12 protein-coding genes are annotated in these 14,722 nt (G+C 61.8%); 7 read left to right on the top strand and 5 right to left on the bottom strand.

The annotated features are described in order from the left end of the window. Window positions 1-86: 86 nt before the first annotated feature. The 4 genes from lpdA to KW840_RS26265 are packed head-to-tail and all read right to left on the bottom strand — an operon-like array spanning window position 87 to window position 5,046. Window positions 87-1,469, bottom strand: a complete 1,383-nt coding sequence (gene lpdA, locus KW840_RS26280) for a dihydrolipoyl dehydrogenase (protein WP_218498260.1) — start codon at window positions 1,467-1,469, stop codon at window positions 87-89. A 3-nt stretch (window positions 1,470-1,472) separates the two neighbouring features. Continuing rightward, window positions 1,473-2,750 carry a dihydrolipoamide acetyltransferase family protein gene (locus tag KW840_RS26275; RefSeq protein WP_218498259.1) on the bottom strand — a complete coding sequence of 426 codons (1,278 nt, stop codon included), beginning with the start codon at window positions 2,748-2,750 and terminating at the stop codon, window positions 1,473-1,475. Further along, window positions 2,751-3,809: an alpha-ketoacid dehydrogenase subunit beta gene (locus KW840_RS26270; protein ID WP_154908888.1), complete on the bottom strand. Its 1,059-nt coding sequence runs from the start codon at window positions 3,807-3,809 to the stop codon at window positions 2,751-2,753. 1 nt (window position 3,810) lies between these two features. Further along, entirely contained in the window at window positions 3,811-5,046 is a 1,236-nt protein-coding gene (locus KW840_RS26265; protein WP_154860167.1) for a 3-methyl-2-oxobutanoate dehydrogenase (2-methylpropanoyl-transferring) subunit alpha, read from the bottom strand. Between the two features lie 185 nt (window positions 5,047-5,231). Between KW840_RS26265 and bkdR the strand changes: the two genes are divergently transcribed. After that, window positions 5,232-5,720, top strand: coding sequence for a Bkd operon transcriptional regulator BkdR (gene bkdR, locus KW840_RS26260; RefSeq protein ID WP_007976593.1), 489 nt, complete (start codon window positions 5,232-5,234; stop codon window positions 5,718-5,720). Between the two features lie 142 nt (window positions 5,721-5,862). Here the strand turns inward: bkdR and KW840_RS26255 are convergent, their stop codons facing one another. Beyond that, a complete protein-coding gene (locus KW840_RS26255; protein WP_218498258.1) occupies window positions 5,863-6,726 on the bottom strand; it encodes an MBL fold metallo-hydrolase in 864 nt (287 codons plus the stop codon). Window positions 6,727-6,845: 119 nt separating this feature from the next. Here KW840_RS26255 and KW840_RS26250 point away from each other — a divergent pair, with 119 nt between their 5' ends. The 6 genes from KW840_RS26250 to nahK all read left to right on the top strand — a co-directional run bounded on the left by KW840_RS26250 (window position 6,846) and on the right by nahK (window position 14,686). Continuing rightward, the gene (locus KW840_RS26250; protein ID WP_057715210.1) at window positions 6,846-7,187 is read left to right on the top strand and encodes a helix-turn-helix transcriptional regulator; all 342 of its coding nucleotides are present in this window, start codon (window positions 6,846-6,848) and stop codon (window positions 7,185-7,187) included. A 164-nt stretch (window positions 7,188-7,351) separates the two neighbouring features. Next, window positions 7,352-8,596, top strand: coding sequence for an FAD/NAD(P)-binding oxidoreductase (locus KW840_RS26245; protein WP_218498257.1), 1,245 nt, complete (start codon window positions 7,352-7,354; stop codon window positions 8,594-8,596). 9 nt (window positions 8,597-8,605) lie between these two features. Next, window positions 8,606-9,412 (top strand): sulfite exporter TauE/SafE family protein, encoded by an 807-nt coding sequence (locus KW840_RS26240; protein ID WP_090454959.1) that lies wholly within the window; start codon window positions 8,606-8,608, stop codon window positions 9,410-9,412. 208 nt (window positions 9,413-9,620) lie between these two features. Next, entirely contained in the window at window positions 9,621-10,805 is a 1,185-nt protein-coding gene (locus KW840_RS26235) for a porin (RefSeq protein WP_057715207.1), read from the top strand. Between the two features lie 154 nt (window positions 10,806-10,959). After that, window positions 10,960-12,123 carry a nitric oxide-sensing protein NosP gene (nosP, locus tag KW840_RS26230; protein WP_218498256.1) on the top strand — a complete coding sequence of 388 codons (1,164 nt, stop codon included), beginning with the start codon at window positions 10,960-10,962 and terminating at the stop codon, window positions 12,121-12,123. Beyond that, the gene (gene nahK, locus KW840_RS26225; protein WP_218498268.1) at window positions 12,092-14,686 is read left to right on the top strand and encodes a hybrid sensor histidine kinase/response regulator NahK/ErcS'; all 2,595 of its coding nucleotides are present in this window, start codon (window positions 12,092-12,094) and stop codon (window positions 14,684-14,686) included. Before nosP ends, nahK begins: the two co-directional genes overlap by 32 nt. Window positions 14,687-14,722: the final 36 nt, after the last annotated feature.

Genomic DNA, 14,722 nt, shown 5'->3' with positions numbered 1-14,722 from the left:
ATCAGGTCCTGCAAACACCACAAATCCCCTGTGGGAGCGAGCTTGCTCGCGAAGAGGCCATCACGGACACCACCGATCGCCCTGATTCACAGGTGCAATGCGTGGCCAAGGGCCCGCAACGCCGCTTCCTGCACCGCCTCACCCAAGGTCGGGTGTGCATGGATGGTGCCGCCGATGTCTTCCAGCCGCGCGCCCATCTCCAGGCTCTGGGCAAACGCCGTGGACAGCTCCGACACGCCGACGCCCACCGCCTGCCAGCCGACAATCACGTGATTATCCCGACGGGCGACCACCCGCACGAAGCCGCTTTTCGACTCCAGGGTCATCGCCCGGCCATTGGCGGCGAACGGGAAGCTCGACACGATGCAGTCCCAACCTGCGGCCTTGGCCTCGTCCGGGGTCTTGCCGACCACTACCAGTTCCGGGTCGGTAAAGCATACGGCCGCGATGGCGATCGGGTTGAACTCGCGGGTTTTACCGCTGATCAGCTCGGCGACCATCTCGCCCTGGGCCATGGCCCGGTGGGCGAGCATCGGTTCGCCGCTCAGGTCACCGATGGCATACACGTTGCGCATGCTGGTCTGGCAGCGGTTGTCGATCTTGATCGAGGAACCATTCATGTCCAGGTTCAGCGCTTCGAGGTTCCAGCCCTGGGTGTTCGGCTTGCGACCGACGGCCACCAGTACCTGGTCGGTTTCCAGGTTCAGGGTCTCACCGTTCGGGGCAAGTACTTGCAAGGTATTGTTAGAAGAATCAAAGCCTTGCACGCTGTGTTTCAAGTAAAGCTTCACACCGAGTTTTTTCAGTTCGTCGTGCACCGGCTGAGTCAGTTCGGCGTCGTAGGCCGGCAGGATGCGTTCCTGCGCTTCCACCACGCTGACCTCGGCGCCGAGCTTGCGATAGGCAATGCCCAACTCCAGACCGATGTAGCCACCGCCGACCACAATCAAGCGCTTGGGCACGGATGTCGGCGCCAGGGCCTCGGTGGACGAGATGATCGGCCCGCCAATCGGCAGCATTGGCAGGTTCACACTTTTGGAGCCGGTGGCCAGCACCAGGTGTTCACACTGGATACGTGTGTCGCCAACTTCCACGGTTTTGCCGTCAACCACTTTGGCCCAGCCTTGAACGACCTGGACCTTGTTCTTTTTCAGCAGCGCCGCGACGCCGGTGGTCAGGCGATCGACGATGCCGTCTTTCCATTCCACGCTCTTGCCGATGTCCAGGGTGGGCGCCGAAACGCTGATGCCCAGGGCCGAATGCTGGCTGTGGTGTTGCGTTTGATGGAACTGCTCAGCGACGTGAATCAGTGCCTTGGACGGAATGCAGCCAATGTTCAGGCAAGTGCCGCCCAGGGATTGGCCTTCCACCAGGATGGTCGGGATGCCCAGTTGGCCGGCACGGATCGCCGTCACATAACCGCCGGGGCCGCCGCCGATGATCAGCAGCGTGGTATTGAGGGTCTGCATGACTTACTCCACAAACAAGGTCGCGGGTTGTTCGAGCAAGCCACGGATGGCCTGGATGAAGAGCGCCGCGTCCATGCCGTCGACCACGCGGTGATCGAAGGAGCTGGAGAGGTTCATCATCTTGCGGATCACGATCTGGCCTTTGATCACCATTGGCCGTTCGACGATCTTGTTCACGCCGACTATCGCGACTTCCGGCAGGTTCAGCACCGGGGTGCTGACGATACCGCCCAAGGCCCCGAGGCTGGTCAGGGTGATGGTCGAGCCGGACAACTCGTCGCGGCTGGCCTTGCCGTTACGGGCGGCAGTGGCCAAACGGGAGATTTCAGCGGCGCTGTCCCACAGGCTGCGGGCTTCGGCGTGACGCACCACCGGCACCATCAAACCGATATCCGCCTGGGTGGCGATGCCGACATGCACCGCGCCGAGGCGGGTGATGACCTGGGCTTCGTCGTCGTAGCGGGCGTTGATCTGCGGGAAATCACGCAGGGCGACGACCAGGGCGCGGACCAGGAACGGCAGCAAAGTCAGCTTGCCGCGAGTCGCGCCATGTTTTTCGTTGAGGTGCGCGCGCAGCTCTTCCACGGCGGTGACGTCGATTTCTTCGACATAACTGAAGTGGGCGGCGCGCTGGGTGGCGTCCTGCATGCGCTGGGCAATCTTGCGACGCATGCCGATCACCGGGATCTGCTGTTCATCGGTACGTTGGGCGTAAGCAGCCGCCACCGGTGCCGAAGCGTTCGACTGACCCTGGGCCAGGTAGGCGTCGAGGTCTTCATGCAGCACGCGGCCGGCGGGGCCGGTGCCACGCACCAGGCGCAATTGAATGCCGAGGTCCAGCGCATGCTTGCGCACGGCCGGGGAGGCCAGCGGACGCTCATCGGCCTCGCGAGCAATCATCGGGCCCTGGCATACGGCAGCTTTCGGCGCCGGGGCAGCGACCGGTTTGCTTTCAACCACGGTTTCGACTTTCGTTGCTGCAACCGGTGCTTCTTTAACAACAGGTGCCGGTTGCGTCGATTCCTTAACGTTGCCCGCGCCTTCGACTTCAATGCTGATCAGCACACTGCCAACCGCCATGACTTCGCCCGGCTGGCCACCGAGGGCAATGACCTTGCCATGCACCGGCGACGGGATATCCACCATCGCCTTGTCGGTCATCACATCGGCCAGCACCTGATCTTCGACGACCATGTCGCCGACCTTGACGTGCCATACCGACAATTCAACTTCTGCAATGCCTTCACCAATGTCCGGCATTTTAATGACGTGCGTGCCCATTCAGACCTCCATGACCCGTTTCAACGCCGCGCCCACTCGGGACGGCCCTGGGAAATACGCCCACTCTTGCGCGTGCGGGTAAGGGGTATCCCAACCGGTGACGCGTTCGATCGGCGCTTCCAGGTAGTGGAAGCAATGCTCTTGCACCAGCGCCGTCAGTTCGGCGCCGAAGCCGCAAGTGCGGGTGGCTTCGTGAACGATCACGCAGCGCCCGGTTTTCTTCACCGATTTGGTGATGGTTTCCAGGTCCAGCGGCCACAGGCTGCGCAGGTCGATGACTTCGGCATCCACGCCGCTTTCTTCAGCGGCCACTTGCGACACGTAGACGGTGGTGCCGTAGGTCAGCACCGTGACGTCCTTGCCCGGACGGGCGATAGCGGCAACGTCCAGCGGTACGGTGTAGTAACCGTCCGGAACCTGTGCGGCGGGGTGTTTCGACCACGGGGTAACCGGACGTTCGTGGTGGCCGTCGAAAGGACCGTTGTACAGCCGTTTCGGCTCCAGGAAGATCACCGGGTCATCGTTTTCGATGGAGGCGATCAGCAGGCCTTTGGCGTCGTAGGGGTTGGACGGCATGACGGTGCGCAGACCGCATACCTGAGTGAAGAGTGCCTCGATGCTCTGGCTGTGGGTCTGGCCGCCGTAGATGCCGCCGCCGCAGGGCATGCGCAGGGTCATCGGCGCGGTGAACTCGCCGGCCGAGCGATAACGCAGGCGCGCGGCTTCGGAAATGATCTGGTCGTAGGCCGGGTAGACGTAGTCGGCGAACTGGATCTCCACCACCGGGCGCAGACCGTAGGCGCCCATGCCCACGGCGGTGCCGACGATACCGCTTTCAGAGATCGGCGCGTCGAATACTCGCGAGGTGCCGTACTTGGCTTGCAGGCCTTCGGTGCAACGGAACACGCCACCGAAGTAGCCCACGTCCTGGCCGAAGACCACGACGTTGTCGTCACGTTCAAGCATCACATCCATGGCCGAGCGCAGGGCCTGGATCATGGTCATGGTGGTCGTGGTCATGGCGGTTTCCAGCTCGATATGGTTGTTGTGATCGTTCATGTCAGATCCCCAACTCTTGACGCTGGCGCTTCAAGTGCTCCGGCATCTCTTTGTAGACGTCTTCGAACATGGTCGCGGCGCTCGGAATCTGGCCGCCGGCAAGGGTGCCGTACTGTTCGGCTTCTTTCTGTGCGGCGATCACTTGGGCTTCGAGCTCGGCGCTGACGGCGGTGTGTTCCTCTTCGGACCACTGGCCGATCTTGATCAGGTGCTGCTTGAGGCGCGCAATCGGATCGCCCAGCGGGAAGTGGCTCCAGTCATCGGCCGGACGGTATTTGGACGGATCATCGGAGGTCGAGTGCGGGCCGGCGCGGTAGGTGACCCACTCGATCATGGTCGGACCGAGATTACGGCGCGCACGTTCGGCAGCCCAGGCGGAAGCGGCGTAGACCGCGTAGAAATCGTTGCCGTCGACCCGCAGGGAGGCAATGCCGCAACCGACGCCACGACCGGCGAAGGTGGTGGCTTCACCACCGGCAATCGCCTGGAAGGTGGAGATCGCCCACTGGTTGTTGACCACGTTGAGGATCACCGGCGCGCGGTACACGTGGGCGAACGTCAGGGCGGTGTGGAAGTCCGACTCGGCGGTGGCGCCGTCGCCGATCCACGCCGAAGCGATTTTGGTGTCGCCCTTGATCGCCGAGGCCATGCCCCAGCCCACGGCTTGCACGAACTGGGTGGCGAGGTTGCCGGAGATGGTGAAGAAACCGGAGTCCTTGACCGAGTACATGATGGGCAACTGACGTCCCTTGAGCGGATCGCGCTCGTTGGACAGCAGCTGGCAGATCAGGTCGACCAGCGGTACGTCGCGGGCCATCAGGATGCTTTGCTGGCGGTAGGTCGGGAAGCACATGTCGTCGATGTTCAGGGCCAGGGCCTGGGCGCTGCCGATGGCTTCTTCGCCAAGGCTCTGCATGTAGAACGACATCTTTTTCTGACGCTGGGCGACCACCATGCGGTTGTCGTAGATGCGGGTCTTGAGCATGGCGCGCATGCCCTTGCGCAGGATCTCCACCGGTACGTTTTCGGCCCATGGGCCGAGGGCATTACCCTGGTCGTCGAGCACGCGGATCAGGCCACGGGCCAGGTCAGCCGTGTCAGCCGGTTCAACGTCGATTGGGGGTTTGCGCACCGTGCCGGCATCGGTCAGATGCAGGTAGGAGAAGTCGGTTTTACAGCCGGGACGGCCCGAGGGTTCGGGGACGTGCAGGCGCAGCGGTTCATACGCTTGGGTCATGGCTTCTACGCTCGATCTTGTGAATTTCTTGTAGTGAGCTGACAGATTTCGTTCGGTAGAAGAAATCTTGTCCTACAACAATCATAGGCCCGACCAAGAAGAATATTTCTCTCTGTTTCGTTGCGCTAAAGATCATTTGCAGATAAAAAACCTGCATAAACATAAAAAACAGGTGGTTTTGTCTCATGCGCAAACTGGACCGTACCGATATCGGCATTCTCAACAGCCTTCAGGAGAACGCGCGCATCACCAACGCCGACCTGGCGCGTTCGGTGAACCTGTCACCCACGCCGTGTTTCAACCGGGTCAAGGCCATGGAAGAACTGGGGGTGATTCGCGAGCAAGTGACGCTGCTGGATGCCGATCTGTTGGGGCTGCATGTGAATGTGTTCATTCACGTCAGCCTGGAGAAGCAGGTGGAGGAGGCGTTGCAGCATTTCGAAGAAGCGATTTCCGATCGCCCCGAGGTGATGGAGTGCTACCTGATGGCCGGCGATCCGGACTACCTGATCCGGGTGCTGGTGCCGACCATCCAGTCGCTGGAGCGCTTCATGATGGACTTTCTGACCAAGGTGCCGGGGGTGGCGAACATCCGTTCGAGCTTTGCGCTCAAGCAGGTGCGGTACAAGACCGCGCTGCCGTTGCCGGCCAATGGCCTGACTTTGGGCAACTGACACGATCACTCTGTAGGAGCGAGCTTGCTCCGGGCGGCGTTCCGACGATGGACGTTAACGATAACGCGAGTCTTCTGGATAAACGCGTTGCCCTCAAGTCCATCGTCGGAACGCCGCCCGGAGCAAGCTCGCTCCTACAGGGTCAGAATTTGTTAAGCGGGATTTTCAGGTAGGTCACGCCGTTGTCCTCGGCCGGCGGCAAATTCCCCGCCCGCACATTCACCTGGATCGCCGGCAGCAACAGCGTCGGCATGCCCAGCCCTGCATCACGTCGTGTACGCATTTCCACGAACGCGGCTTCATCGATCCCGTCATGTACATGAATGTTGTTTTTGCGTTGTTCACCGACGGTGGTCATGCATTGGGGCGCGCGGCCATTGGGCGGGTAGTCGTGGCAGACGTACAGGCGCACGCTGGCGGGGAAGGCCAGCAGTTTCTGGATCGAGGCAAACATCTGGTTGGCATTGCCGCCCGGGAAATCGCAGCGGGCGGTGCCGACGTCGGGCATGAACATCGTGTCGCCCACCAGAATCACATCGCTGTCGACCAGGTAGGCCATGTCCGCCGGGGTATGGCCGGGCACGTGCAGGGCGGTCGCCTTGAGGTTGCCGATCATGAACGATTCGTTGGGGGCGAACAGGTGATCGAACTGGGAGCCGTCGACGCGAAAGGAGGGCTCCAGATTGAACAGTGTCTTGAACACGTCCTGCACCTTGCTGATCGACTCGCCAATGGCGATCTTGCCGCCAAGCTCCCTGCGCAGGTACGGCGCGGCGGACAGGTGATCGGCATGGGCGTGGGTTTCCAGCAGCCATTGCACTTGCAAGTGACGGGCGCGGACGAAGGCGATGATGTTGTCGGCCTGGGTGGTTGCGGTACGCCCGGAGGCTGCGTCGTAGTCGAGCACCGGATCGACAATCGCACACTGCCCGCCATCAGCCTCGTAGACCACGTAGCTGTAGGTCGAGGAGGCGGGGTCGAGGAAAGCTTCAATCAGTGCGGGCATGGACACGAACCTGTGCAGGGTTGGAAAAGTCAGACGGGCGAAATTTCAGTCATGGGTTGCAACATTATATGTTTAAACATAATGTTTACAGCTTAAGTGACGTTGAAGGCATCCTGCAAATGCAATCCGGTCTGACCGAATGTGAAGTCTCCCAACTGCGCGCCTCGGCCTCCAAGGCGTGTGCGCTGCTCAAGGCCCTGGCCAATGAGGATCGCCTGTTGATCCTGTGTCAGCTGACCCAGGGCGAACGCAACGTAGGCGAGCTGGAAAAAATGACCGGCGTGCGCCAACCGACCCTGTCCCAGCAATTGGGGATCCTGCGCGATGAAGGACTGGTCGCCACCCGTCGTGAAGGCAAGTACATTTTTTACGGTCTCGCCAGTCACGAAGTGATCCAGGTGATGAAAACCCTCTCCGGGCTTTATTGCGGGGCCGTGCTTAAAAGCTGGGTTCAACCTTGATCTTATTCAACACACCGAACCTGTGGGAGCGAGCTTGCTCGCGATGGGGCCGGCACATCCAACATTAATGGCGACTGACCTGACGCCATCGCGGGCAAGCCCGCTCCCACAGGTTTTGTGGTTTGACTCGTAACAATCCTTGCGTGCAGCAAAAGGAACAAGCAATGAACGATCAACACTGGGGCCCATCCATCAGTGCAGATATCGTGGTCATCGGCGGCGGCACGGCAGGTATCGGCTTTGTCGCCAGCCTGCTCAAGCGTAGCCCGCATCTGAACATCACCGTGATCGAACCCGACTCCCGGCACTACTATCAACCGGCCTGGACGCTGGTCGGCGGTGGTGCCTACAACGTGGAAAACACCGTGCGGCCCATGGCGTCGGTGATGCCGCGCGGGGCCCATTGGCTGCAGGCTGCCGTGACGGGCATCGATCCCGACAAGCGTCAACTCACCCTCGGTGACGGGCGTACGGTCGGCTATCAAAACCTGGTGGTCTGCCCCGGCCTGCGCCTGGCCTGGGAGAAAATCGAAGGCCTGGAGGACACCCTCGGCCAGCACGGCGTGACCTCCAACTACAGCTATCGGCACGCGACCTACACCTGGGACCAGGTGCAGACATTGCGCGGCGGCAAGGTGCTGTTCACCCAGCCGGCCATGCCGATCAAATGTGCCGGAGCGCCACAAAAGGCGCTGTACCTATCCTGCGATCACTGGACCAAGAGCGGTGTGCTGAACGACATCGACGTCGAGTTCAATCTTGCGGGCGCGGCACTGTTCGGAGTGCCGACCTTTGTCCCGCCACTGATGAAGTACATCGAAAAGTACAAAGCCCGTTTGGCGTTCAACTCGAATCTGGTCAAGGTCGACGGCCCGGCGAAAACCGCGTGGTTCGACGTCAAGGATGCCGATGGCAATGTCACCCGCCAGGCAAAAACCTTTGACCTGCTGCATGTCGTGCCACCACAAGTCTCCCCGGACTTCATCGCCCAAAGTCCGCTGGCCGACGCCGCCGGCTGGTGCGAGGTCGATCCCCACACCCTTCAACATCCGCGCTATCCAGGCGTGTTCGCGCTGGGTGACATCTGCGGCACCACGAATGCAAAAACTGCTGCGGCGGTGCGCAAGCAGATCGTGGTGGTGGCGGAAAACCTGCTGGCTTTGCGCAAGCAGCAACCGCTGCCGCTGAAGTACGACGGCTATGGCTCCTGTCCGCTGACGGTGGAGAAGGGCAAGGTGATCCTTGCCGAGTTCGGGTACGCGGGCAAGTTGCTGCCGACCTTTCCCTTTGACCCGACGATCCCGCGCCGCTCGGCGTGGTGGCTGAAGGCGACACTGCTACCGTGGTTCTACTGGAACGGTATGCTCAAGGGCCGCGAGTGGCTGACACGTGTGTCCAGGGTCGACTGAGAACTCCGTATGTTGCTGGCAAGTCTGTTTGGTGTAGTGATGGGGTTGGTGCTCGGCTTGACGGGCGCCGGTGGCGGTATCCTTGCGGTCCCGGCCCTGGTGTTGGGGTTGGGGTGGAGCATGACCCAGGCCGCTCCGGTGGCGTTGTTCGCGGTAGGCAGTGCGGCAGCGGTCGGTGCCATCGACGGCTTGCGCCATGGCCTGGTGCGTTATCGCGCAGCGCTGCTGATCGCGGCATTGGGTGCGGTGTTTTCGCCGATAGGCATCTACTTTGCCCACCAGTTGCCGGAAAAAATCCTGATGATCCTGTTCAGCCTGCTGATGGTCATGGTGGCCGGGCGGATGTTGCGCCGCGAGCGCAAGGACGAGGGGCCCAGCGACCATGGTCAGGCCAACTGGGGCCAGAAGAACTGCATGCTCGATCAACAGACCGGGCGCTTTTCCTGGACCGCCAAATGCACCGCAACCCTCGCCGCGCTCGGGGCAGTAACCGGTGTGGTCTCTGGATTGCTAGGGGTGGGCGGCGGCTTTCTGATTGTCCCGGCCTTCAAGCAACTGACCGACGTGCAGATGCGCGGGATCATCGCCACGTCGCTGATGGTGATCAGCCTGATTTCCGGCATCGGCGTGATCGGCGCGTTCCATGCCGGGGTGCGCATCGACGATTCGGGTATTGCCTTCATCGTCTCCAGCATCGTCGGCATGATCATCGGCCGCAAGCTCTGCGCCCGGGTGCCGGCGCGGGCGTTGCAGGTCGGATTCGCCAGCATCTGCGTCGTGGTCGCCGCCTACATGCTGTTCAGGGCCAACGCCTGACCGGTACCGGTTCCTGTGGACGCCAGTGGGGTCCACAGGCCTACACCCTTAGTGGCGAGCCTCACCGACACGCGGTCTTACGCCATAGTGGTCACACACCGCCAGCCAATCCAAAGCACCTGAAAACCAGCCCCAAGGCAGCGTATGGCGCCGCCCGTCAGGTTTCGATAATCGCCTCCGACACTCAGTCCCCGTTTCGGAGCGCGCCATGCACAACAATAAGAACGTCACGCATCGTTTTCTGCCTGCCTTCATCGCCAGCCTGTCCGCCCTTGGCCTGAGCCCGCTGGCCGAGGCGGATATCATGCTGTACGACAAGGACCAGACCACGTTCTCCACCGACGGCTACATTAACGCCTTCTACGTGAACAGCGATGTTGATCGCGCCGGCGATCAGTTCGACCGTCGACAGTCGCGGGTCAAGATGGGGTTCCTGCCCAACTACCTGGGGTTCAACATGGGCAAGCAGGTAGACGACCTCAAGCTCGGCGCCCGTGCCTCGTTCTGGGTCACCATCAACGACAGCGAAACCAACGGCACCGACACCGCCATCGATGTGCGGCAGTTCTTCGGCACCGTGGCCAACCCGGAGTGGGGCGAGGTGCTGATCGGCAAGGACTTCGGGCTGTTTGCCCGATCCAACATCCTGCTCGACGAAATGCTCGCCGGTTACGGTCAGGTCAGCGATACGTTGGGGCTGGTGGATGGCGGCGGGGTGTCGTTCGGCAACATCGGCACCGGTTATCCGTATCCGTTCCCGACCTCGCAGATAACCTATCGCACCCCGGTGATGGACGGTCTGCGCGTGGCGGTCGGCATCATGGACCCGGTGGACACCAACGACAGCAGCCCGACGGGCAAGGCCTATCAGGAAAACCCGCGTACCGAGAGCGAAGTCACCTATCAATTCGACCTGGCCGGGGCAAAGATCTACAGCTGGGTCAACGGCAGCTACCAGACCTCGGACAACACTGATTCCACGGTCGAGACCGTCACCTCCAAGGGTGTCGGTTATGGCGTGCAGGCGAAGATGGGCGGTTTGTCCCTCACCGGCTCCGGTTTCCAGGCCAAGGGCATCAACCCGTTTTTCACCAACAATGCCGGCGAGCCGACCCTGCGCAATGTCGACAGCGACGGCTACCTGATGCAGGGCTCCTACAAACTGGGCAAGAACCGCCTGGCCCTGTCCTATGGCAAGACCAATGACGATGGCAACGGCGTGGTCGGCAGCGGCGCGGACTACGAGACCCGCGGCATCGCGTTGTTCCATGACGTGAACGACAACCTCAAGCTGGTGGCCGAGTACAACCAGTTCGAAATCAATGGCCACGACACCGACGAGCAGAACGAAGACACCGACACCTTTGCCGTAGGTGCGGTGCTGACCTGGTAACCCCGGGAGGTGGCCCTGGCCGTGCGCATCGCGGCGAGGGTCGCCAACCGTCTCATCCCATCGAAGCGGCTACCCGCTACCCAAGTAGCATTCGTCGCACCTCACAGACTTCGTACACTCGTGCCTCATACACACGCACCTGCCGGAGGTGACGATGCAGTCGGTCCAGAACGAAGGAATCGTCAGTGCGATGTCCCAGGCTACCGATGCCCGGCAGGTCGCGCAGGAACTGGCACGACAGTTGTTACACCCGCACCTGGGGTTCGTGCTGTTCTTCTGTTCCGCCGAGTACGACTTGCAGGCGCTGGGCCAGGCCTTGCAGCAAAGCTTCGGCGGCATTCGCCTGGCGGGCTGCACCAGCGCCGGGGAAATCACCCCGCTGGGCTACGGACGCAATTGCGTGACGGCGGTGGGTTTCGATCATCGGCACTTTTCCATCGCGATCGAGCTGATCGACCAGATGGAGCACTTCAGCCTGATCGACGCCCAGCAAATGGTCGAGCGCCTGGTCAGTGGCTGTCGTAGCAACACCCTGGCCCCGATCAAGGGCAACAGCTTTGCCCTGACCTTGCTCGATGGCCTGTCCAGCCGTGAAGAAATGGTCCTGGCGGCCTTGAGCGCGGCATTGGGCGACATTCCGCATTTCGGCGGCTCGGCCGGCGACGATAACTACCTGACCCATACCCATGTGTACTTCGATGGCGAGTTCCACAGCGGCGCGGCCGTGGTGGTGCTGGTCAATACCTGGCTGGATTTCGAAGTGTTCACCACCCACCACGTGCTGCCCCGCGCCGAAAAGCTGGTGGTCACCGGGGCCGACAGCACTTTGCGCCGGGTCTTCGAACTCAATGCCGAGCCGGCCGCCGCCGAGTACGCCCGGCACATCGGCGTGCCGGTGGCGCAACTCGATCACCGGGTCTTCGCCGTGCACCCGTTGGCAGTGCGGATCAACCAGCAGTACTACGTGCGGGCCATCCAGCAGGTGCATCCGGACCTGAGCCTGAGCTTCTACTGCGCCGTGGAAAACGGCATCGTCCTCACCGCCATGACTCCGGGGCCGATGCTGCCGAACCTGCAGAGCCTGTTCGAGGGTTTGCAGGAGCGCCTGGGTGATTTGCTGCTGACCATCGGTTGCGACTGTTTCCTGCGGCGTCTGGAACTCGAAGACGACGGCAGTCTTGATCAGATCGGCACGTTTTTGCGTGAGCAACGGGTGATGGGTTTCAACACCTACGGAGAACAGTTCAATGGCATGCACATCAACCAGACCTTCACCGGCGTTGCCATTGCCCGTGGCCGCGCCCCAGGACATCGCTGAGCTGCAGGCCGAGCTGGCCAGGCTGCGCCTGGAAAACCATAAACTGCAGCGCATCAATGGTGCGCTGATCGAACGGGTCGAGTCCGGGGTGACCCGCGGCAACGATCCGTACGCGGCATTCCAGCATTCGGTGGTGCTGGCCGAGCAGGTGCGCGAACGCACCGATGCCCTGAACCAGGCCATGGCCGAACTCAAGGCCGGTAATCATTTGCTCAGCGAAGCCCGCCTGCGCGCGGAAACGGCGCATCAACACCTGATCGATGCCATTGAAAGCATTTCCGACGCCTTCGTCCTGTTCGACGCCGAGCAGCGCATCGTGCTGTTCAACAGTCGGTTCAAGGCGTTCTGGAGCAACAGCCGGGTGCGGATCAATGCCGGCATGCGCCTGACCGAGGTCAAGCGGCTGATGATGAACAACGGCCTGTTCACCGAAGAGCCACGCGGGCATGCCGACGAAAACCTGCTTTACCGCCTGCAGAACGGGCGCTGGCTGCAAGTCAGCGAGCGGCCGACCCAGGAAGGGGGGCGGGTGATTCTGTTCACCGACATTACCGACGTCAAACTCAGCGAAACCGTACGCCGGGAACAGGCGGTGGCGCAGAAGTCGCATCTGCTTCAACGGGCGGTCGACAACCTGTCCCAAGGGGTGGCGATGGTCAGCGCCGAGGGCATTCTGGAGTTGTGGAACCGGCGTTTCCTGGAGTTGAGCGGCCTGGCGCCCGTGGCGGCCCATCGCCCGTTTGCCGAAGTAATCGCCGACAGCGAGTTGAACCTGCTGACCCCGGCCAGTCGCGATGGCAACGGACGACCGGTACGCGAATGCGAACAGCGCCTGTACGATGGCCGGGTCCTGGAAATCCGCACCCATGCATTGCCCGCCGGCGGCTTCGTCAACACCTTCACCGACATTACCGAACGCTATCAGCACGCCGAGGCGCTGAGTGAAAGCGAGCACTGGATTCGCCTGATCACCGATCACGTACCTGCATTGATTGCCTACCTCAATGCCGACCTGGTCTACGAGTTCACCAACAAGGTCTACGAAGAATGGTACTGCTGGCCCCGTGGCGTGATGCTCGGCCAGAGCCTGCGCGAAGTGCACAGCGAACAGCATTACCAGCGGCTGGAGTCCTACGTGGCCAGGGCGCTGGCGGGCGAGAGCGTGACGTTCGAATTCGCCGAAACCAACGTCAACAATCAGGAGCGCTACATGCTGCGCTCCTATGTGCCCAACCGTCTGGCCAGTGGCGAGGTGGTGGGGATTTTCGTGCTGATCCGCGACATCACCGAACGCCGGCGCACCGCCGAGGCGTTGCATCAGGCTTATCAGAACCTTGAGCTGCGGGTACGCGAGCGCACGGCGGAATTGACCACACTCAATGACCAACTGCTGCGCGAGATCGATGAGCGTCGCCTGGTCGAGTCACGCTTGCGCGAGGCCAAGCAGGAGGCCGAGCAGGCCAACCTGTCGAAGACCAAGTTCCTCGCCGCCGTCAGCCATGACCTGCTGCAACCGTTGAATGCCGCTCGGCTGTTTACCAGTGCCTTGCTGGAGCGGCGCGAGCCGATGTCCAGCGAAGTTCTGGTGCGCAACGTGAGCAATTCCCTGGAAGACGTGGAAAACCTGCTCGGCACCCTGGTGGATATTTCCAAGCTCGATGCGGGGGTGATCAAAGCCGACATTGCGCCGTTTGCCCTCAGTGAACTGCTGGACAACCTGGCCGCCGAATACACCCAGGTGGCGCGCAGTGAAGGCCTGCAACTGCACTTCATCGGCTGTTCGGCGCTGGTGCGCAGCGACATCCAGCTGCTCGCCCGGATTCTGCGCAACCTGCTGAGCAATGCGATTCGCTATACCTACAGTGGTCGCGTGGTGCTCGGTTGCCGGCGGCATCATCAGTGCCTGACGATCGAAGTCTGGGACAGTGGCATGGGCATTGCCGAGCATCGCCTGGAGGAGATTTTCCAGGAGTTCAAGCGCGGTGATGTGCAGCGACCCGATCAGGATCGCGGCTTGGGCTTGGGTCTGGCGATTGTCGAGAAGATTGCCGGCATCCTCGGGCATCGCATTCATGTGCGCTCGTGGCCGGGACGGGGTTCGATGTTCTCGGTCGAAGTACCGTTGAGCGCCACCGCGCCGAAACCGCCGCCGACGTTGCAGATGAGCGAGCCGATGCTTGAGCGCCTGCGCGGTGCGCGGATATGGGTGCTGGACAATGACGCGACCATCTGTGCCGGCATGCGCACCTTGCTGGAGGGGTGGGGGTGTCGGGTGGTGACGGCGCTGTCGGAGGAGGACCTGGCGCGGCAAGTGGACAACTACCACGCCGAGGCCGACCTGCTGATTGCCGATTACCACCTGGACAACGATCTTAACGGTGTCGACGCCGTGGCCCGGATCAATGCCCGGCGCGCGTCACCGGTCCCGGCGATGATGATCACGGCCAACTACAGCAATGAACTCAAGCAGCAGATCCGCGAACTGGGCCACACCCTGATGCACAAGCCGGTGCGGCCGATGAAACTGAAGACGGCGATGAGTCATTTGCTCGGCCGGCCTTGAGATCCCGGCGTTTTTGCCACCGCTATCGCGAGCAAG

This window comes from Pseudomonas sp. PDM30, from assembly GCF_019218985.1.
GTDB lineage: Bacteria > Pseudomonadota > Gammaproteobacteria > Pseudomonadales > Pseudomonadaceae > Aquipseudomonas > Aquipseudomonas jessenii.
The sequence above is the reverse complement of the archived record's forward strand: the minus strand, read 5'-3'. Positions and strand labels throughout refer to the sequence as shown.